This window comes from Luteimonas flava (genome assembly GCF_036584485.1).
In the GTDB taxonomy this organism is placed as follows: domain Bacteria; phylum Pseudomonadota; class Gammaproteobacteria; order Xanthomonadales; family Xanthomonadaceae; genus Luteimonas; species Luteimonas flava.
This window is the reverse complement of record NZ_JAZHBM010000001.1, coordinates 1,218,553-1,239,693: the sequence shown is the minus strand read 5'-3', so window position 1 is coordinate 1,239,693 and position 21,141 is coordinate 1,218,553. Positions and strand designations below refer to the sequence as shown.

The window sequence follows — 21,141 nt, the reverse complement described above, 5'->3', positions numbered from 1 at the left end:
CCGGGTGTCGGCGTCACGCCACGGTCACACGATCCGGCGCCTGTCATACACCGTTTGCATGATGCGAAGCGTCGCGTCCGCCGCGCTGTTTCCGGTCGATTCATGCTGCACTGCGGAACCGGTTTTGCGGGTGTTTTACCGGGTTGGAACGTTACAATCGCCGGATCGTTTTCGAGCAGGAGTTGCACGCCGTGGAGTTCGGTTTCAGCGAAGAGCAGTTGATGATCCAGGACATCGCGCGACGGATCGCCCAGGAACGGATCGCACCCAGCGCCGAACATCACGACCGGACCGGTGACTTTCCCGTCGAGAACATGAAGGTGCTCGGCGAGAACGGCCTGATGGGCATCGAAGTGCCCGACGAGTACGGCGGCGCGGGCATGGACCCGATCTCCTACGTGCTGGCGATGGTCGAGGTGGCCGCGGCCGATGCCGCGCACTCGACGATCATGTCGGTCAACAACTCGCTGTTCTGCAACGGGATCCTGACCCACGGCACCGAGGCGCAGAAGCAGGAATACGTGCGCGCGATCGCCGAAGGCCGCGAGATCGGCGCGTTCGCGCTGACCGAGCCGCAGTCGGGCTCCGATGCCACGGCGATGAAGTGCCGCGCGGTCAAGCAGGCCGACGGCACGTACGTGATCAACGGCAAGAAGAGCTGGATCACGTCCGGCCCGGTCGCCAAGTACTTCGTGCTGTTCGCCGTGACCGAGCCCGACAAGGGTGCGCGCGGCATCACCGCCTTCCTCGTCGACGGCAGCCGCGAAGGGTTCCATCGCGGCAAGACCGAGCCCAAGCTCGGCATCCGCGCCTCGGCGACCTGCGAGATCGAATTCCAGGACTACGTGGCCCAGGCCGGCGACGTGCTCGGCGAGGAAGGTCAGGGCTTCAAGATCGCGATGGGCGTGCTCGATGCCGGCCGTATCGGCATCGCCTCGCAGGCGATCGGCATCGCCCGCGCCGCATACGAGGCGACGATCGCCTACGTCAAGGAGCGCAAGGCCTTCGGTCAGCCGATCGGCGCGTTCCAGATGACCCAGGCGAAGATCGCCGACATGAAGTGCAAGCTGGATGCGGCGCTGCTGCTCACGCTGCGCGCGGCCTGGCTCAAGGGCGAGGGCAAGCGCTTCAGCAACGAGGCCGCGATCGCCAAGCTCACCGCATCGGAAGCCGCGATGTGGATCACCCACCAGGCATTGCAGATCCACGGCGGCATGGGCTACTCGAAGGAAATGCCGATCGAGCGGTACTTCCGCGACGCCAAGATCACCGAAATCTACGAAGGCACCAGCGAGATCCAGCGTCTGGTGATCGCCCGCAACGAGACCGGTCTGCGCTGATCCGCATGCCGCTTCTCCACGCCAGCACCGCGTGTGTCCGTCGCCTGCGCCGCCCCCGTGGCCGCGCGGCGTCGGTGGTTCCCGACCCGGCCGCCCGTGCGGCCGCGTCGTATTGAGAGATTCCTTCCCGTCGGCCCGCGTGAGAACGCGGGCCTCATTGCATCGGAACGTTTGTCGTCATGACCTCATCGCGCAAGACAGGTAAATCCGCCGCGGCCGCAGTGCCGGCGAAATCCTCCAAGTCCGCCACCAGGGCCGCCGCGCCGGCGAAGAAGAAGGCTGCCAGCGTGCTGCCCGCGCCGCCGCGCCGCGCCGGCCTCGGCCTGCTCGACCCGATCTTCGACGCCGTGCGCCGCCGCGCCGGCAAGGCCGCGCACGCGGATGCCGGCGCGTTCGCGCAGGCCTTCTACCGCCGCATGACCGAAGACGAGCTGCCCCTGCACAGCGCCGACGGCTGGGCCGCGCTCGCCGCGGACCTGTTCGACTTCGCCGGCAAGCGCAAGCCCGGCACGGCGAACGTGCGGCTGTTCAATCCGGCGATGAAGACCCACGGCTGGGAGTCACCGCACACCGTGCTGCAGGTCGTCAACGATGACATGCCGTTCCTGGTCGACTCGGTGACGATGGCGCTGGCCGAGCAGGGCATCGGCGTGCACGTGCTGGGCCATCCGGTGCTGTCGATCACGCGCGACCGTGCCGGCCGTCTGACCGGCGTGGGCGAGGGCGACGCCGAATCGGTGATGCATCTGGAGATCGACCGGCAGACGCCGGAAGACAACGCGCGCATCGAGGCGCTGGTGCGCGGCGTGCTCGACGACGTGCGGGTGATCGTTGCCGACTGGCCGTCGATGCGCGAGAAGATGCTGCAGATGGCGACCGATCTGGAATCGCAGAAGATTCCGGTGTCGGAGTCGAGCCGCGCCGAAGCCCAGGAGTTCCTGCGCTGGGCCGCGAACGACCACTTCACGTTCTTCGGCTACCGCGCCTACAAGGTGAAGCGCAAGGGCGACGATGCGCGTCTGGAAGCCGTGCCCGACAGCGGCATGGGCCTGCTGCGCACGCCCGGGGCGGTGAAGTCGCGTCCGATCAGCGAGCTCGGCGCCGATGCATTGCGCCGCGAAGGCCTGATCGATGCACTGATCCTGACCAAGACCAGTGCGCGTTCCACCGTGCACCGTCCCGGCTACATGGACTACATCGGCATACTCGGCTACGACGATGCCGGCAATGTCGTCAGCGAACAGCGCTTCCTCGGCCTGTACACCTCGAGCGCCTACACGCGCCGTCCGTGGGACATCCCGCTGGTGCGCGAGCGCTTCGAACACGTGATGACCGAGTCCGGCCTCAAGCCGACCGGCCACAGCGGCAAGGCGCTCAAGCACCTGCTTGAAACGCTGCCGCGCGACGAGCTGTTCCAGTCGACGCCCGACGAGCTGTTCCGTCTGGGCACCGGCATCCTCGGCCTGCAGGAACGCGTGCGCAGCCGCCTGTTCCTGCGCAAGGACCGTTACGGCCGCTTCTATTCGGTGCTGGTCTACATTCCGCGTGACCGCTTCAACACCGACGTGCGTCGCCGCATCGAACAGCTGCTGCGCGAGGTCATGCAGGCCGACCACGTCGATGCGAGCGTCGTGCTCGGCGAATCGCCGCTGGCGCAGCTGCATCTGATCGTGCGTCCGCGCGCCGGCGTCGCGTCCGACATCGACCAGGGCGCGCTGGAGCAGGCGCTGCAGGCGATCGTGCGCAACTGGCAGGACGATCTGCGCGACGAACTCGTGCGCCGCCACGGCGAGGCGGAAGGCCTGCGCCTGGCGGGCCGCTTCGGTCGTGCGCTGTCGCCGGCCTACATCGAGTTCGCATCGCCGGCCGCAGCCGCGACCGACGTCGAGAAGCTGGCTGCGACTGCCGAGTCCGAATCGCTGCAGCTGAGCTTCTACACCCAGCCGCTGCCGACCACCGGCGAGTCGGTGCTGCACTTCAAGCTCTATCGCCGTGATGCGCACATCCCGCTGTCGGACGTGCTGCCGGTGATGGAGAACCTCGGCCTGCGCGTGATCGCCGAGCATCCCAACCGCATCGAGGTCGACGGCACCACGCTGTTCCTGCAGGACTTCTACGTCGAGGCCACCACCGGCGCGATCGACGTCGACGCCCGCGCGCAGGCCTTCACCGAGGCCTTCGACCGCGTGTGGCGCGGCGATGCCGAGAACGACGGCTTCAACCGCCTCGTGCTGGGCGCCGATCTCGACTGGCGCCAGATCGCGATGCTGCGCGGCTACTGCAAGTACCTGCTGCAGGTTGGCGTGCCGTTCTCGCAGGCCTACGTCGAAGACACGCTGGCACGCTATCCGCTGCTCGCGCGTCTGCTGGTCGAAGTCTTCGAATCGCGCTTCGATCCCGCGACCGGCGCCGAGAGCCGCGCGCAGATCGACGCCGGCCGCGAGGCCTTCGCGGCCCAGCTGCAGGCGCTGACCGGCAATGACGAGGCGACGCTGACCGCGCTGCAGCCGCTGCTCGATGCCCGCGGCAGCGATCGCGACACGCAGTACGAAGCCGCGCGCGCCGCGCTCAAGGGACTGCTCGATCGCGTGTCCAGTCTCGACGAGGACCGCATCCTGCGCAGCTATCTCGCCGTTGTCGACGCGACGCTGCGCACCAGCTACTACCAGAAGAGCCGCGACGGCGGCCTGCTCGACACGATCAGCTTCAAGTTCGATTCGGCGCGCGTGCCGGAACTGCCGAAGCCGCGCCCGTACCGCGAGATCTTCGTCTACGGCCCGCGCGTGGAAGGCATCCACCTGCGCTTCGGCCCGGTCGCCCGTGGCGGCCTGCGCTGGTCGGACCGCCGTGAGGACTTCCGCACCGAAGTGCTGGGTCTGGTCAAGGCGCAGATGGTCAAGAACACCGTCATCGTGCCGGTCGGCTCGAAGGGCGGCTTCATCGTCAAGCGTCCGCCGGTCGGCGGCGACCGCGACGCGCAGTTCGCCGAAGGCGTCGCCTGCTACTCGCTGTTCATCAACGGCCTGCTGCAGATCACCGACAACATCGTCGAAGGCGCGATCGTGCCGCCCAACGACGTCGTGCGTCACGACGACAACGATCCCTATCTCGTCGTTGCCGCCGACAAGGGCACCGCGACCTTCTCCGACATCGCCAACGGCATTGCCCGCGAGCATGGCTTCTGGCTCGACGACGCGTTCGCGTCCGGCGGCTCGGTGGGTTACGACCACAAGGGCATGGGCATCACCGCGCGCGGCGCCTGGGAATCGGTCAAGCGCCACTTCCGTGCGATGGGCCGCAATTCGCAGACCGAAGACTTCACCACGGTCGGCGTCGGCGACATGTCCGGCGACGTGTTCGGCAACGGCATGCTGCTGAGCGAACACATCCGCCTGGTCGCCGCATTCGATCACCGCCACATCTTCATCGATCCGAATCCGGACGCTGCGCGCTCCTTCGTCGAGCGCCAGCGCATGTTCGCCATTCCGCGTTCGAGCTGGGAGGACTATGACAAGAGCCTGATCGCCAAGGGTGGCGGCGTGTGGCCGCGCAGCGCGAAGTCGATTCCGCTCTCGGCCGAAGCGCGCGAAGCGCTGGGCATCGAGAGTGATGCGACCTCGATCAGCCCGAACGAACTGATGTCGGCGATCCTGCGTGCGCCGGTCGATCTGCTGTGGAACGGCGGCATCGGCACCTACGTGAAGTCCTCCGGCGAAACCCATGCCGACGTCGGCGACCGCGCCAACAATGCGCTGCGCGTCGACGGCCGCGACCTGCGCTGCAAGGTGGTGGGCGAGGGCGGCAACCTGGGCCTGACCCAGCTCGGCCGCATCGAGGCCGCACTGCACGGCGTGCTGCTCAATACCGACTTCATCGACAACTCGGCCGGCGTGGACACCTCCGACCACGAGGTCAACATCAAGATCCTGCTCAATGCCCTGGTGCAGGACGGCCGCATGAAGCTGCCGGCGCGCAACAAGCTGCTGGCGTCGATGACCGACGAAGTCGCCGGTCTGGTGCTGTGGGACAACTACCGGCAGAACCAGGCGTTGAGCCTGATGGAGCGCATGAGCGTGTCGCGCCTGGGGTCCAAGCGCCACTTCATCCGCACGCTGGAAGCGCAGGGCCTGCTCGATCGCCAGATCGAGTTCCTGCCGTCGGATGCCGAGATTTCCGAGCGCAAGACCAAGGGTCTGGGCCTGACGCGTCCGGAGCTGTCGGTGCTGCTGTCGTATTCGAAGCTGGTCGCGTTCGACCAGATGCTCGACTCCGACATTCCCGAAGATCCGTACCTGTCGCGCGAGCTGCAGCGCTACTTCCCGCAGCCGCTGCAGAAGAAGTACGCCGAACTGATGGAAGGCCACCGCCTGAAGCGCGAGATCATCGCGACCGCGGTCACCAACACCATGATCAACCGCATGGGCGCGACCTTCCTGCTGCGCATGCAGGAAGACAGCGGCCGCAGCCCGGGTGAAGTCGCCAAGGCGTTCACGATCACCCGCGAGACGATCGAGGCGCGTGCGCTGTGGGGCCAGATCGACGCACTCGACGGCCAGGTGCCGGAGTCGGTGCAGGTCGACGCCCTGCAGGTGATCTGGAACCTGCAGCGTGCGTTCACCCGCTGGCTGCTGGCGCGTCCGGGCGCGCTGCCGGACATCACCACGGCGGTCGACCGCTACCACGACGGCTTCCACGCGATCCGCGACGGCAGCAAGATCATCGCCGACGGCCAGCGCGCCGAACACGATGCCAGCCTGCAGGCGTGGATCGAGAAGGGTGTGCCGAAGTCGCTCGCGATCGAGCTGGCGGCGCTGCCCTACCTCGAAGCGGCGTGGGACATCATCGAGGTCGCGAGCGAGCGCAAGCAGAAGCCGGTCGACGTCGCGCGTCTGCACTTCCGTCTCGGCGAAGCGCTGAACCTGCCGTGGCTCACCGCGCAGATCGACGCGCTGGAAGTCGACGGTCGCTGGCATGCGGTCGCACGTGGCGTGCTGCGCGAGGAACTCGGCCAGCAGCACCGCGCCCTCGTGTCGCAGGTGCTGTCGATGCCGGGCGCCACGCCGGAGGCCAAGGTGCAGGCGTGGCTGGAACGCGACGATTCCGCGCTGCGGTTCACCCTGGCGATGCTCGGCGAACTCGCGGCGCAGAAGTCGCTGGACTATCCGACCGCCTCCGTCGCGGTGCAGCGCGTGTCGCAGCTGGTGCAGCGCAGCTGAGGCTGCGTTCCGCAGGCGGATATCCGCCGCCTCGATCCCGCCCGCATGCCGGGCGGGATCGGGTGCGCATTGCCGCACACGCGACATCCCGATACAGCGCCTGCGCTAAGCTGCGCGCCGACGTTCACGCACCGGCCCGCCGATGACCGCAACGCCCCGCATCGCTTTCATCGCCAGCCAGGCCGATGGCGCGCAACGCGCCCTGTCGGTGCTGACGGGCCTGCACGGGCAGTGCGAACCCGAGGCTGCCGACGTGCTGGTGCCGCTCGGGGGCGACGGGTTCATGCTGCAGACGCTGCACCGCCATGGTCAGCTCGGCAAACCGGTCTACGGCATGAAGCTGGGGACGGTGGGCTTTCTGATGAATCACTACCGGCAGGACGATCCCGCGTCGGGCTCGGATCTGCTGGCGCGCATCGCGGCGGCCGAGCCGGCCGTGCTGCGTCCGCTGGAGATGCGCACCGAAACGGAATCCGGCGCGACCGTCACCTCGCTCGCCTACAACGAGGTCGCGCTGCTGCGGCAGACGCGCCAGGCCGCGCATCTGCAGATCGATCTCAACGGCGTGACCCGGCTGGAGGAACTCGTCGCCGACGGCGTGATCCTGTCGACCGCCGCCGGCAGCACCGCCTACAACTTCTCCGCGCACGGCCCGATCCTGCCGCTCGGTGCGGGCGTCGTCGCATTGACGCCGATCGCACCGTTCCGGCCGCGTCGCTGGCGGGGCGCGATCCTGCGTGCGGAGACCGAAGTGCGCTTCCGCGTGCTCGATCCCTACAAGCGCCCGGTCAGCGTGACCGCCGATTCGCACGAAGTGCGCGATGTCGTCGAAGTCACGATCCGCGAATCCCGCGAGCGCACCGTGACGCTGTTGTTCGACGCCGAACACAATCTCGAAGAGCGCATCCTCAGCGAGCAGTTCGTGGTCTGATCGGCGTCAGTCGACCAGCGCTGCGCCATCGCCTGCGGCCACCGCGAGCGGACGCACGCGCTGCACCAGCGTCATCAGGGTGCGTCCGGGTTCCTCGATCGGTGCGAAGTGCGCCGAATGCTCGAACCACGTCGTATGCTTGAACGGCGCATCCACGGCGGCGATCCAGTCAGCGACCGGTCGCGAGGGCGTGGTGTAGTCGTGCCGGCCCAGCAGCATCACCACCGGCGCCTGCACGCGCTGCAGGCCGCGGAAATCGACGCTGCGCCACTGGCCGAGGATGCGGTCGAGCGTGAGCGTGCTGCCGGCGGCGATCGCGCGCCGGTCCTCGGGCGTGTAGTCGGGCGACAGCCGTTGCGCGCGGAAGTAGTAGTCGGAATTATCGCGGTACGCACTGTGGCCGCCGTAGTGGATGACCCATTTGCGCTGCGCGTCGATGCGGCCGCCCCGCAGATCGGCGCCGGGGTAGGGCGCCAGCGCTTCGAGTTCGCCTACCGCGGTGGCGTTGCCCTCGCTGCGCGCAGCGTCGAGCGCATGCGTGTAGCCGATGGTCTCGTCGCTCCACGGATGGATGATCTGGCCGATGCCGACGTAGGCGTGCAGCCATTCGGGCTTCTCCGCCAGTACGCGCATGCCGATCACGCTGCCCCAGCTGTGACCGACCAGGATCACCTTGCGCTTGCCGTAGGTCGTGCGCAGCCAGTCGATGAGTTCGATCGCGTCGCCGACGTAGCGGTCGATCGCAATCGTCGGCGCGACCGCATCGGCATCGTTCGCCCGCAGCGTGCGGCCCGCTGCGCGCTGGTCCCACTGCACGACGGTGAAGTAGTCCTCCCATGGCTTCTGGAAGGTCCACGAGGCCGGCATCATCGGCGCCGCCGGTCCCCCGTGGACGTAGAGCAGGATCGGATTCGCGCGATCCATGCCACGCACCGTGATCACCTGGTCGATGCCGCCGATCCGCACGGTGTGCGTCTCCTGCACGCCGGTCGGGGCGACGATGCGCTGCAGGTCGTCGACGATGCCGCGGGCCTCGGCGTAGGCATCGTCGTCCGGCGGCGCGGCGACCGCGGACAGCGGCAACGCGAGCAGGGCGAGGGCACACAGGCGGACCAGCGACATGGCGCATTCCTCGTGGTGCGGACTGTGATCCACGCTGCACCCGCGCGCAGATGCGGCCCAGTGCCGTTGGTCAGGGGCCCGTGTGCCGGGATCGCGCATAATTCGCGTAGGCCGTTCCGGCCGCGTCACGGTCTTCGCGCCGTCGGCGCCTCGCCGGACACCGCCGCCCCTTTCGTTCTGCGATCCGCCATGCCCGATCTGTCCGTTCCCACGCTCACCGTCGCGATCACCACGCGCGCCCTGTTCGATCTCGAGGACAGCCATGCCGTGTTCGAGTCGCAGGGCATCGAGGCCTACGCCGAACACCAGCGCGCCCACGAGGACGATGTGCTCGAGCCGGGTATCGCGTTCCCGCTGGTGCGCAAGCTGCTGGCCCTGAACATCGACGCGCCGCCGGATGCACCGCACGTCGAGGTCATCCTGCTGTCTCGCAACTCGGCCGACAGCGGGCTGCGGATCTTCAATTCGATCCAGCACCACAACCTGGGCATCACCCGCGCGACGTTCACCTCCGGCGAGCCGACCTGGCCCTACATCAAGCCCTTCGGCACCCAGCTGTTCCTGTCGGCGAATCCCGACTCGGTGCGCCGCGCCCTGGAGAACGGCGTCGCCGCCGCGACGATCATTCCGGCGCGTGCCCCGGCGCACCGCAACGACCAGCTGCGGATCGCGTTCGATGGTGACGCGGTGATCTTCGGCGACGAAGGCGAGCGCCTGTCGCAGGAAGGCGGTCTCGACGCGTTCCACAAGCACGAACGCGAGCGCGCGCGCGAGGAGATGACCGGTGGACCGTTCCGGGGCTTCCTGGCCGCGCTCCACGACCTGCAGGCCGCGTATCCAGCCGGCAAGGACGCACCGATCCGCACCGCGCTGGTCACCGCACGCTCGGCGCCCGCACACGAGCGCGTGATCCGCACACTGCGCGCCTGGGGCGTGCGCCTGGACGAAGCGTTGTTCCTCGGCGGCCGTCCGAAAGGGCCGTTCCTCGATGCATTCGGCGCCGACATCTTCTTCGATGATTCGCAGCACAACATCGAGTCCGCGCGCCCGCACGTCGCCGCCGGCCACGTGCCGCACGGCTGGTCGAACCGCTGAGCACGATGACGGACACGAAAGGACGCAGCCTGCTGGGCCGCTGGATCGAACGGCTGCGCGGTGGCGCGGCAGGTCTGCGCAAGCCCTATGTACGCGAGCACGACGGCTTCGTGTCGCTGCAGTTCGTACGCCGGCAGACCCAGAGCCGCATGGTCGGCAACGATCCCGACCGCCTGCTGATCGACTACACCCGCACGATGTTCGCCGCGCTGCTGTGGCAGCCGGCGCCGGCGCTGCTCGGCATGGTCGGCCTCGGCGGGGGTTCGCAGGCGAAGTTCGCGTACCGGCATTTGCCGGGCACGTGCATCGAGGCGGTCGACAACAATCCACACGTCGTCGCCTTGCGCGGCGCATTCGGCATTCCGGACGACGATGCGCGGCTGTCGGTTGTGGTCGACGACGGCGTGCGCTTCGTCACCGAGCGCCGCGACCGTTTCGACGTGCTGCTGGTCGACGGCTACGACGAGCACGGCATTCCGGCGGCACTCTCCACACAGGCGTTCTATGACGCCTGCCGCGATGCGCTGACCGCATCCGGCGTCATGGCCTGCAATCTCTACGTGCGTGATCCTGAAACGCACGTAGAGAAACTGCGCACCGCGTTCGGCGCCGATCACGTGCTGGTGGTCGACGAACCGAAGATGAGCAATCGCGTCGCATTTGCCTGGCGTGGTGCACTGCCCGCACTCGATGCCGAAGCGCTGACGACGCGCGTGCCGCTTCCGGTGCGGTCGTTGTTGCCCGAAGTGTTCCCGCGGATCGCGGTGCGGATGGTGCGGCATCGGACGGTGACGGGGCGGTAGACCCTACCTGGGGCGAAAAATCCGTCATCCCGGCGACAGCCGGGATCCAGCGACGTGCCGCGGACCCAGCACCGTGAGTACCGCGCCAGGTCGGCAGCCCTCGGCTACATCGCCTCGACGTCACTGGATCCCGGCTTTCGCCGGGATGACCGGATGCGGATAGCCACTCGAGGGGTGGCTGACACGGGCGGGTGCCCGCCGCGACATTGCACCCCCACGCATTCCCCTGCAAAGTCGCCGGTCGACTGCAACCGTTCACGGGGAACACCGAATGCAACGATGGATCTGGACTCTCGCCTGCGCGCTCGTGCTGGCCACAGGCGCGCCGCTCGCGGGCGCGGCCACGAAGACGGGCGGGATGACGCTCGAACAGGTCGCGCAGACGCGCGCCGTCACCCAAGCGCAGATCAGCCCCGATGGTCAGGACGTCGCGTACATCCTGTCGGTGCCGCGCACACTCGGCGTCGATCCGGATGGTCCGGCGCGCACGGAGCTGCACGTCGTGGATCGCACCGGCAACAGCCGTGGCTTCATCACCGGCAAGGTCGATGTGGCATCGCCGCGCTGGCTGCCCGATGGCCAGCGCGTGGCGTATCTGTCCAAGCGCGAAGGCGACGAGACCCGCGGCCTGTACACGATTCCGCTGCGCGGCGGCGAGTCGACGCGCGTGGCGAAGCTCGCCGGCGACATCTCCAGCTATGACCTCTCGCCCGACGGCCGCCGCGCCGCGCTGCTGTCGGCGCAGCGCGAGAGCGACGCGCGCAAGGCGCTGCGCGACAAGGGCTTCTCGCAGAAGGTCTACGAGGAGGACTGGCGCCCGGTCGAACTGTGGATCGCCGAGCTCGGCAGCGAGGCCGAGCCGCGTCGCATCGCCATCGAAGGCAGCGTACAGGCAGTGCGGTGGAGCCCGGCCGGCGATCGTCTCGCCGTCGTCGTCACCCCGCGTCAGCTGACCGACGACACCATGGTCGAGGCGCGCGTGCGCATCTATTCGGTCGAAGGCCGCGAGCTGGGCCGCGTCGACAATCCCGGCAAGCTCGGCGACATGGCCTGGAGCCCGGACGGCGCGCATCTGGCGATCATCTCGGCCGAAGACAAGAACGATCCCAGCGAAGGCCGCCTCACCGTGGTCGGTCGCGACGGCGGGGCGCAGCGCGATCTGCTGCCCGGCCTCGAAGGCCACGTGCGCGGTGTCGCCTGGCGCGACGCGACGACACTGGTGTTCCTCAGCCATGAAGGCGTGCAGAGCCGCATCGGCGAAATCCAAGTCGATGGCGGCAATGCGCGCACCGTGCTGGCCGCGGGCGGCCCGGTGCACATGGGCCTGAGCGTGTCGCCGCGCGGCGACATCGCGCTGGTCGGCAGCGATCCCACGCATCCGTCGGAAGTCTTCTATCTCGCTGCGGGCGCGGGCGAAGCGCGCCGCCTGACCGACAGCAATCCGTGGCTCAAGGATGTGCGTCTCGCGCGTCAGGAAGTCGTGCGCTACACCGCGCGTGACGGTCTCGAACTCGAAGGCCTGCTGGTGCATCCGCTGGAGCGCCGCGGCAACGCGCGCGTGCCGTTGATTCTGGTGGTGCACGGCGGCCCGGAATCGCATTTCTCCAACGCCTGGCTCAACGCGTATTCGCAGCCGGCGCAGGTCGCCGCCGCGCAGGGCTTCGCATCGTTCTTCCCGAACTACCGGTCGAGCACCGGCCGCGGCGTCGCGTTCTCCAAGCTCGGCCATGGCCGTCCGGGCATGGAAGAGTTCGACGACGTGGTCGACGGCGTCGACCATCTGGTCGAAACCGGTCTGGTGGACCGCGACAAGGTCGGCATTACCGGCGGCTCCTACGGCGGCTACGCCAGCGCCTGGGGCGCCACGTACTACAGCGAGCGCTTCGCGGCCTCGGTGATGTTCGTCGGCATCTCCGACCAGGCGAGCCTGGTCACCACCGGCGACATTCCCTACGAGCAGTACAACGTGCACATGCAGACCTGGCCGTGGGAAAGCCCGGAGATGTACCGCCAGACCAGCCCGATCACGCATGCCCAGAAGTCGCGCACGCCGACGCTGATACTGCACGGCGAGGCAGATCCGCGCGTGCCGGTGATGCAGTCCTACATGATGTACCGCTACCTGCAGCTGGCCGGCCAGGCGCCGGTGCGGCTGGTGCTGTATCCGGGCGAAGGTCACGGCAACAGCCGCGGCGCGTCGCGCTACGACTACTCGCTGCGCCTGATGCAGTGGATGACGCATTACCTCACCGGTCCTGGCGGGGAGCCGCCGGCGTACGAAATCGACTACGCATTGCCGGAGCAGGGCGCCAAGCGCTGAGTTCCAATCGGATCGAGGCTCACGAAGCCGCGCCGGTCTCCGGCGCGGCTTTTTTCTACGCCTCGCAATCTTGTAGCCGACAAAGATCAGACCCGTCATCCCAGCGACTCTCAACAGACGCGCGTCTGGTCAAGCTCGGATCCATCTCGATCGTCATACCCCGCGGACTCGTGGGGCGGGTGGAGCGCAGCGCAAACCATTGTCGTAATGGATAGCGGAAGCTTTACGGCGGAAGCGAACGATGGGTGCTGCCTCGCTCTATCCATCCCGCATATCGCGCGACTCGGGGTATTCAGCATCACCGGCTTCGCTGCGTATAGAACGCGCTGCATTCACGCCACCGTCGCCTGCGCGTCACGCCTCTTTCCCGGTTAGATCGATACCTTGCATCCCATCGATCCGCGCCACGGCACTCCCGGTCGCGCACCGCGACACCGGCTTTGTCCGGCAGGCGCACGGACGATGCGGCAGCGACACGCCGCCCCCTGATTCCCCCGAATGGAGAACCTTAATGTCCAACAAGACCGCGCACACCCTCAACGACCTGATTGCCATTGCCCGTGACGGCAAGGACTTCTATGAAGAAGCCGCGCAGAAGGTCGACGACGCCGAGCTGAAGACGCTGTTCGCACGCATCGCGACCACCAAGTCGCAGATCGTCAGCGAGCTCAGCGCCGCCGTGCAGGCCGCGGGTGGCAAGCCGGAAGATTCCGGCACGTTTGTCGGCAGCATGCAGCAGATGTACGGCAAGGTCCGTGCGACGCTGGGTGACAAGGAATATGGCTACGTCGCCGAGCTCGAAGAGTCCGAGGATCGTCTGCTCGAGGCCTTCGACGAGGCGTCGCGCGACGCCGACACGCCGCCGGCCGCCCGCGACGTCGTCGTGCGTCTGCTGCCGGAAGTGCGCGCCTGTCACGACGTGATGCGCACCCGCAAGCTCGCGATGAAGAACGCGCACTGATCCAGCGGCACGTTCTGCTGTGAGTCGAAGGGCCGGTCGATGACCGGCCCTTTTTTTTCGATTGCCAAGGGCAGGTTGCTCAGCGCTCTGGCAGCGGAATCTGCATGCCTCGAAGATCCGGGGCTCGCGGGTCAGTCCGACAGGTTGCGCACGCAACGGTCGAGGAACCGGTGCCCGGCTGGCAGAATCGCAGTCCCCCCGTTTCGCGCATTCCGATGACCGCACCTGCCGCCGCCGCGCCTGCCAAGGGCCGCGTGCTGTTCGCCAGCCTGATCGGCACGACGATCGAGTTCTTCGACTTCTACATCTACGCGACCGCCGCAGTGCTGGTGTTCCCGAAGCTGTTTTTCCCGTCGGCCGATCCCGCATCGGCGACGCTGCAGTCGCTGGCGACGTTCGCGCTCGCGTTCTTCGCACGGCCGATCGGTTCGGCGGTGTTCGGCCACTACGGCGATCGCGTCGGCCGCAAGGCGACGCTGGTCGCGGCTCTGCTGACGATGGGCATCTCGACGGTCGTCATCGGCCTGCTGCCGACCTATGCGCAGATCGGCGTCGCCGCGCCGCTGCTGCTCGCGCTGTGCCGGTTCGGCCAGGGTCTGGGCCTGGGCGGCGAGTGGGGCGGGGCGGTGCTGCTGGCCACCGAGAACGCGCCGCCGGGCAAACGCGCCTGGTACGGCATGTTTCCGCAGCTCGGCGCGCCGCTCGGCTTTTTCCTGTCGACGGCGATCTTCCTCGTGCTGACCGAGGTGATGAGCGACGACGCGTTCTTCGCCTGGGGCTGGCGCATCCCGTTCCTGGCCAGCGCGGTGCTGGTGCTGGTGGGGTTGTGGGTGCGTCTGCGCATCACCGAAACCCCGGATTTCCAGAAGGTGCTCGACAAGGGCGCGCGCGTGCGCCTGCCGATGCGCGAAGTGCTGGTCAACCAGTGGCGCGGCGTCGTCGCGGGCACGCTGCTCGCACTGGCGACCTTCGTGCTGTTCTATCTGATGACGGTGTTCGCGCTGAGCTGGGGGACGTCGCAGCTCGGGTATTCGCGCGAGCATTTCCTGATGCTGCAGCTCGCCGGCGTGGTCTGCTTCGCGGCGACGATCCCGATTTCCGCGCTGTATGCCGACCGCTTCGGCCGCCGCCGCGCGATGCTGATCGCGAGCGCCGGCATCGTCGTGTTCGGCCTGTGCTTCGCGCCGCTGTTCGTCGCCGACAGCCACATCGCGACGCTGGCCTTCCTGATGATCGGCCTCGGGCTCATGGGCCTGACCTACGGCCCGGTAGGCACGCTGCTGGCCGAGCAGTTCCCGACCGCGGTGCGCTATACCGGCGCGTCGCTGGCGTTCAATCTGGCCGGCATCTTCGGTGCATCGCTGGCGCCGTACATCGCAACCTGGCTGGGCGAGCGGCATGGTCTAGCGTCGGTGGGCTGGTATCTCGCCGGCGCGGCGGTGCTGAGTTTCATCGCGCTGTGGACGCTGCCACGTGACGGCGCGCCGGGCGATCCGCCGGCCGGGCGGTAGACTGGGGCGCCATCCCCCTGCGGAGTCGCGCATGCATCACTGGCTGCTGCTGAGCATCGTCGTGGCCGTGCTCGTGGGCATGCTGCTGCCGCTGCAGGCGCTGCTCAATGCACGCGTCGGCGCGCTGACCCAGGGCGCCTTGTTCGCGTCGTTCCTGTCGTTCGCGGTCGGCACGCTCGCGCTCGCGCTGGTGTTGCTGGTCACGCGCACGCCGCTGCCGACGATGCGTACGCTCACAGGCCTTCCGCCGTGGCTGTGGTGCGGCGGACTGATCGGCGCGGTCTTCGTGTTCTGCGGCACGCTGCTGGTGCCGCGGCTCGGCGCGGCCGGGATGATCTGCCTGATTGTCGCCGGTCAACTGGCCGGCTCGCTGCTGCTCGATCACTACGGCGTACTGGCGCAGCCGCGTCCTGTCGATGCGGTGCGCCTGATCGGCGCCGTGCTCGTCGGCATCGGCGCGCTGCTGGTCGTGCGCCCCTGGCAGGCTGGATAAGTCATGTCGAATCCTGAGAGCACTGTGTTTCCACTGTCTTCAGAGATGCAGGCTGCGCTTGAATCCGCCTACGCCACACCGCCGCGGGCGTATCACAACTTCGGTCATGTCGAGACCCTGCTGCGGCATTTCGACGAGGTCGCAGCGCGTGACGGCTGGGCGCAGCCGGTCGAAGTGCGGCTGGCGATCCTCTATCACGACGCGATCTACGACGCGCGCGCGGGCGACAACGAAGCGCGTTCGGCGGAGCTCGCGGTCGAGTCCATCGCCCGCTGGCTGCCCGATGCCGGCATCGACGCCGGGCGTGTGGCCGACCTGATCCGTCTGACCGCGCGTCACGGCCAGCTGTCGGCGGACGATTTTGCCGACGATCCGCACCCCGATGACGCACGCCGTTTTCTCGATTGCGACATGGCGATCCTCGCTGCCGACGATGTCGCGTTCGACGCCTACGATCGCGGTATCGCCGCCGAGTACCGGCACGTGCCGCGCTGGCTGTACGCGGTGAACCGCCGGCGTTTCCTGAAATCACTGCTCGCGCGTCCGCGCATCTATCTCGACGACGGCTTCCACGCGCGGCTCGACGCGCAGGCCCGGCACAACCTTCGCCGCGCGGTGACGACCAAGCGCTGACGCGCCCGCGCGGCGCCGTGCCGGTATCATGGCCGCATGGCGAAACTGCTGCTCAATCTGCGTTACGTGCCCGACGATGAAGCCGCCGATGTCTGCGCGTTTCTCGACGAGGCCGGCATCCCCTGGTACCAGACCCGTCCGAGCCCGTTCGGCATCTCGCTGGGCGGCATCTGGCTGCGGGAGAACGACGATCTGCCGCGCGCGAAGGCGCTGATGGCCGAATACCAGGCGAAACGCCAGGCACAGGCGAAAGCCGCACAGGCGCAGGCCGAGCGCGATGGCACGGCCGAGACGTTCGGCGACATCGTGCGCAACGATCCGAAGCGCGTGGTGCTGATCGTGATCGCGATCGTGTTCCTGATCGGCCTCATGGCTGTGCCCGGCTACATGCTGTCGCGCTGAGGCGCGCTGGCTGTCTGCGGTCGCATCACTCCGCGGCGACGATTGCCACGCGAAACTGCGCGCCTGTCCGTTACCGCCCGCGCCGGCGTCATGTCGCCGGGCGGGGGCGGGCAACCAGAGTCCAGCCCATGACCACGCCAAACGATCGCGCGCATCCCAAGCCGAAGACGAAGCCGTGGACGCGGCCGAATCCGAAACCGCGCGCCGCGCGCGAACCCCTGACCGACGCGCAGAAAGACCGCGCCCGCCAGCGTGCGGACGAAGCCGGTCGCCGTTATCCGAATCTCGTCGACAACATGTGGGCCAGCAGCCATCTCGCGAAAGACGGATCGCTGAAAACGTAGTCGTCCGTTGTTCGTGCGTTGCTGTTGAAGCGATCGCGACACCGGATGTCTCGTGCTTTACACACCTTTTTTCATCGCAGAGCGAACGCACGATGCGTGCGGCTCGGCATGCATTGCATGCCATCGACAGGCCCCGATGAACAGGCGAACTGCGGCACGTGCATGACCATCGGCACGGCCTGCGTCCGGTGACGCTTGCTAAGGTCGACGGTTGCCCGCGTCCAAGCGCGGCAGACCTCAGCCATCGCCCGGAGATTCCATGCGCGCACGTCGCACGCCCTCGCACACCCTGTTCGCCGCCCCGATCGTCCTGATCGCCGCATTAACCGCGCTGCCTGCCGCTGCACAGCGCGAGATCCGCTTCGAGGCTGCCGAAGCGCCGGCCAGCGGGACGCTGGTGCTGGCAGTGCCGGAAGTGGCGGACGGTGGCGCACGCGAAGGCGCGTTCGCGCGTATCGATGCGGGAAGCCAGGGCGCGCTGACGCGTGCTATCACCGCCGCGGGCTTCAGCGGCAAGGCCGACAGCCAGCTCGATCTGCCGGGCATCGCCGGCTTCGATCGCGTGCTGCTGGTCGGGACCGGCAGCGGCACGCCGGATGCGCGACGCATCGAGGATTTCGGTGGCCTGATCGGCCGCTTCGCCGCACGCAGCAAGGCGCCGCAGGTCGACGTGCTGTGGGAGGGCGCCGAGGCGGGTGCTGCGGCGCAGCTCGCATTCGGCGCAGCGCTGGGCGAATACCGCTTCGACCGGTACCGCACCACCGGCACGTCTGAAGACGCGGCCGGCACCGGCACGCTGGTCGTGCGCAGTCCGGCCGGCACCGGCGCCGCGAGCGCCTGGGACGGCGACTGGAAGGCCGTCGCCGAAGGCGTGAAGTTCGCCCGCGATCTGGTCACCGAGCCGGCCAACGCGCTCGGGCCGGAAGAATTCGTCGCCCGCACGCGCGAGGCGTTCGCGGGCAAGGCGAACGTCAGCATCGAAGTGCTGGACGTGCCGGCGATGGAGCGCCTGGGCATGGGCAGCCTGCTTGCCGTGGGGCAGGGCAGCGTGCGGCCGCCGCGGCTGATGGTGGTGCGGTACTCCGGTGGCGCGCGCGGCGAGGCGCCGGTCGCGTTCGTCGGCAAGGGCATCACTTTCGATTCGGGCGGCATCTCGATCAAGCCCAGCGAGAACATGTGGCGCATGAAGTACGACATGACCGGCGCCGCCAGTGCGACCGGTGCCTTGCTCGCGCTCGCCGGCCGCAACGCCAAGGTCAATGCCGTGGCGGTGGCCGCGCTGGCCGAGAACATGCCGTCGGGGTCGGCCACGCGCCCGGGCGATGTGATCCGCACCGCCGCCGGCAAGACGTACGAAGTCATCAGCACCGACGCCGAGGGCCGCATGGTGCTGGTCGACGCGCTCTGGTACGTGCAGCGCCAGGACGCTCCGCGCGTGATCGTGGACATCGCCACGCTGACCGGTGCGATCGTCACCGCGCTGGGCAACGATTACGCCGGCCTGTTCACCCGCGACGACACCCTGGCCGCGCAGCTCGAACGCGCCGGCAACGCCGCCGGCGAGCCGGTGTGGCGCATGCCGATGCATCCGGGCTACGGCAAGCTGCTGGAATCGCCGATCGCCGACATGCGCAACGGCGGCGGCCGTCCCGGCTCGGGCACGGCGGCGCACTTCATCGGCGAATTCGTCGATGCCGGTCGCCCGTGGGCACACCTCGACATCGCCGGCATGGCCTGGCGCGACGGCAACGAATTGTCGACGACGCCAGCGGGTGCGTCGGCGTATGGCGTGCGGCTGTTCGACCGGTTCGTGCGGGACAACTACGAGCGTTGATCCGTCTCTGCGCGAGGCGGTGATACATGCGCAGGACGGCTCCTTGCCCCGCGTGCGGGGGACGGATGGGATGGGGGCGAAGTCCGCGATCGTCGCATTTCCGTTTCGTGAGACGCCCTTGCGTATCTGTTGCGAGCCTTAATCTGAAGGTTCGCCCCCACCCAACCCTCCTCGCACGCGGGGGAGGGCTTCGGAGCAAAGGTCTGCTGCCGGCCCCGCTACAATTGCGCCCATGATCGACAACCTCGCCGCCTACCATTTCGTCGCCCTCGACGATCCGGACGCCGTCGCCGCGTGGCTGCATGCGTTGGCAGAGGCGGGCGCGTTGCGCGGGACGGTGCTGGTCGCGCCCGAAGGCATCAACCTGTTCCTCGCCGGCAGCGTCGACGCCATCGATACGCTGGTGGAGGCCGTGCGCGGCGATGCGCGGTTCGCGACGCTGCAGGTCAAGCGCAGCCGCAGTGAAGCGCTGCCGTTCGCCCGCCTCAAGGTCAAGGTCAAGCCGGAGATCATCAGCTTCCGCAAGCCGGAGGCCATGCCGCTCGACGCGCCGGCGCGTGCGCCCGACGTGTCGCCGGAGACGCTGGCGCGCTGGATCGCGCAGGGTCACGACGATGCCGGCAAGCGCCTGATACTGCTCGATACGCGCAACCGAGAGGAGTTCGGCTTCGGCACCTTCGCCGATGCGCTGACGCTGCCGATCGACAACTTCACCGAACTGCCCGACGCGCTCGCCCCGCATCGCGACGACCTGCGCGATGCGACGGTCGTGAGTTTCTGCACCGGCGGCATCCGTTGCGAGAAAGCCGCGCTGTGGATGCGCGCCGACGGCATGGACAACGTGCTGCAGCTCGACGGCGGCATCCTCGGCTACTTCGAGCACGTGGGCGGGTTCGGCTACGACGGACGCTGCTTCGTCTTCGACGACCGCGTCGCGCTCGATCCGCACCTGCGTCCGCTGCGCGACGGCGTGCCCGCATGACCTGGCTCGGCTTCGTCCTCGTGATTCTCGGTATCTGGTTGGCCTTCAAGGTCGCCGGTGTGGTGCTGCGCCTGATCGTCACGGTACTGATCGTGATTGCCGCCTACTGGTGGCTCGCGCCGGTGTTCGGCTGGCCGACGCTGGGCGAACTGTTCCACGTGCTGGGCCCTGACGTGCGTCTGCCTGACATGCCGATGCCGGAGATCAAGCTCCGCTGATCGCGTCGGGTGGGAGCGCGCTCCCACGGAAAACCTGCTTGGCCCGGATGCCTCAGCCGAATTCGCGGGACGGCAAGACGAAGCGCCTGTCCGGACGGCCGACGAGGTCGAGAAAATTGTTGAATACCGCCTCGGCCTGCGCCTGCATCGGGGCGATGTGGGTCTGCGTGAGGGCGCGGATCGCGGCGTCGTCGTGCGGCAGGCCGGACGACGCGAGCTCGTCGCGATAGGCGGGCGTCGCGAGCCAGCGTTCGATCAACGGCGGGTCCATCTCCAGATGGAACTGGAAGCCGTAGGCATTGTCGCCATAGCGGAACGCCTGCTGCTCGCAGCTGTCGGTGCGTGCGAGATGCACGGCGCTCGACGGCACCTCGAAATGCCGGCCGTGCCACTGGAACACGGGCGACGTCGCGCCCAGCGGTGCGAGCACCGGATCGAGCCGGCCGGCATCGGTGGTCATCAGCGGATACCAGCCGATCTCGGGGCGTTCGATGCGTCGGACCGGCGCGCCGAGCACATGCGCGAGCAACTGCGCGCCCAGACAGATGCCGAGCACCGGACGACCGAGTTCGAGCATGCGTTCGATCGCACGCAACTCGGTCAGCAGATGCGGTCGCACATCGCGTTCCTCGACATTCATCGGCCCGCCGAGCACGACCAGACCGCGATAGCGGTCCACGCTCGGCTGTGCGTCGGGCTCGCGTTCGAAATTGACGAAGCGGATGCGATGCCCACGCCGACGGATCAGCGGATCGAGCGTGCCCAGCGGTTCGGCGGCGACGTGCTGGAAGACGAGGATGCGGGACATCTTTCGATTCTAAACAGCGGAACGGTCACGCTGCGAAACAGCGCAGAACGCAGTCATTCATCCCAGCGGCGTCAACAGACGCATGTCTGGTCACGCTGGGAACTCCACTTCGATCTCGAGCTTCGTCG

General features: G+C 68.1%; 17 protein-coding genes. 15 read left to right on the top strand and 2 right to left on the bottom strand.

The window, feature by feature from the left end:
• Positions 1–164: 164 nt before the first annotated feature.
• The 3 genes from V3391_RS05850 (at position 165) to V3391_RS05840 (ending at position 7,487) form a co-directional block, all read left to right on the top strand.
• Entirely contained in the window at positions 165–1,340 is a 1,176-nt protein-coding gene (locus V3391_RS05850; protein ID WP_425497216.1) for an acyl-CoA dehydrogenase family protein, read from the top strand.
• Positions 1,341–1,519: 179 nt separating this feature from the next.
• Complete coding sequence (locus V3391_RS05845) at positions 1,520–6,556, top strand: NAD-glutamate dehydrogenase (RefSeq protein ID WP_332077464.1); 5,037 nt, start codon at positions 1,520–1,522, stop codon at positions 6,554–6,556.
• Between the two features lie 142 nt (positions 6,557–6,698).
• Positions 6,699–7,487, top strand: coding sequence for an NAD kinase (locus V3391_RS05840; RefSeq protein ID WP_332077463.1), 789 nt, complete (start codon positions 6,699–6,701; stop codon positions 7,485–7,487).
• Positions 7,488–7,493: 6 nt separating this feature from the next.
• On the opposite strand, the gene V3391_RS05835 is transcribed toward V3391_RS05840, so the two are convergent.
• Positions 7,494–8,609 (bottom strand): alpha/beta fold hydrolase, encoded by a 1,116-nt coding sequence (locus tag V3391_RS05835; RefSeq protein WP_332077462.1) that lies wholly within the window; start codon positions 8,607–8,609, stop codon positions 7,494–7,496.
• A 189-nt stretch (positions 8,610–8,798) separates the two neighbouring features.
• On the opposite strand from V3391_RS05835, the gene V3391_RS05830 reads away from it, so the two are divergent.
• The 12 genes from V3391_RS05830 (at position 8,799) to V3391_RS05775 (ending at position 20,205) form a co-directional block, all read left to right on the top strand.
• The gene (locus V3391_RS05830; RefSeq protein ID WP_332077461.1) at positions 8,799–9,704 is read left to right on the top strand and encodes a 5'-nucleotidase; all 906 of its coding nucleotides are present in this window, start codon (positions 8,799–8,801) and stop codon (positions 9,702–9,704) included.
• A 5-nt stretch (positions 9,705–9,709) separates the two neighbouring features.
• The gene (locus V3391_RS05825; RefSeq protein WP_332077460.1) at positions 9,710–10,507 is read left to right on the top strand and encodes a spermine/spermidine synthase domain-containing protein; all 798 of its coding nucleotides are present in this window, start codon (positions 9,710–9,712) and stop codon (positions 10,505–10,507) included.
• A 271-nt stretch (positions 10,508–10,778) separates the two neighbouring features.
• Positions 10,779–12,827, top strand: coding sequence for a S9 family peptidase (locus V3391_RS05820; protein ID WP_332077459.1), 2,049 nt, complete (start codon positions 10,779–10,781; stop codon positions 12,825–12,827).
• A gap of 511 nt (positions 12,828–13,338) precedes the next feature.
• Positions 13,339–13,788, top strand: coding sequence for a PA2169 family four-helix-bundle protein (locus V3391_RS05815; protein ID WP_232134830.1), 450 nt, complete (start codon positions 13,339–13,341; stop codon positions 13,786–13,788).
• Between the two features lie 215 nt (positions 13,789–14,003).
• The gene (locus tag V3391_RS05810; protein WP_332077458.1) at positions 14,004–15,299 is read left to right on the top strand and encodes an MFS transporter; all 1,296 of its coding nucleotides are present in this window, start codon (positions 14,004–14,006) and stop codon (positions 15,297–15,299) included.
• 31 nt (positions 15,300–15,330) lie between these two features.
• Positions 15,331–15,792 carry a DMT family transporter gene (locus V3391_RS05805; protein WP_332077457.1) on the top strand — a complete coding sequence of 154 codons (462 nt, stop codon included), beginning with the start codon at positions 15,331–15,333 and terminating at the stop codon, positions 15,790–15,792.
• A 3-nt stretch (positions 15,793–15,795) separates the two neighbouring features.
• Complete coding sequence (locus V3391_RS05800) at positions 15,796–16,425, top strand: HD domain-containing protein (RefSeq protein ID WP_332077456.1); 630 nt, start codon at positions 15,796–15,798, stop codon at positions 16,423–16,425.
• A 36-nt stretch (positions 16,426–16,461) separates the two neighbouring features.
• A complete protein-coding gene (locus V3391_RS05795) occupies positions 16,462–16,827 on the top strand; it encodes a DUF6164 family protein (RefSeq protein WP_332077455.1) in 366 nt (121 codons plus the stop codon).
• Between the two features lie 128 nt (positions 16,828–16,955).
• A complete protein-coding gene (locus V3391_RS05790) occupies positions 16,956–17,171 on the top strand; it encodes a hypothetical protein (RefSeq protein WP_332077454.1) in 216 nt (71 codons plus the stop codon).
• Between the two features lie 259 nt (positions 17,172–17,430).
• A complete protein-coding gene (locus tag V3391_RS05785; protein WP_332077453.1) occupies positions 17,431–19,005 on the top strand; it encodes a leucyl aminopeptidase in 1,575 nt (524 codons plus the stop codon).
• A 232-nt stretch (positions 19,006–19,237) separates the two neighbouring features.
• Positions 19,238–19,987 carry a sulfurtransferase gene (locus tag V3391_RS05780; RefSeq protein ID WP_332077452.1) on the top strand — a complete coding sequence of 250 codons (750 nt, stop codon included), beginning with the start codon at positions 19,238–19,240 and terminating at the stop codon, positions 19,985–19,987.
• Positions 19,984–20,205 (top strand): hypothetical protein, encoded by a 222-nt coding sequence (locus V3391_RS05775; protein WP_332077451.1) that lies wholly within the window; start codon positions 19,984–19,986, stop codon positions 20,203–20,205. The genes V3391_RS05780 and V3391_RS05775 overlap by 4 nt, the downstream gene beginning before the upstream one ends.
• A 52-nt stretch (positions 20,206–20,257) precedes the next feature.
• On the opposite strand, the gene V3391_RS05770 is transcribed toward V3391_RS05775, so the two are convergent.
• A complete protein-coding gene (locus tag V3391_RS05770) occupies positions 20,258–21,013 on the bottom strand; it encodes a type 1 glutamine amidotransferase (RefSeq protein WP_332077450.1) in 756 nt (251 codons plus the stop codon).
• Positions 21,014–21,141: the final 128 nt, after the last annotated feature.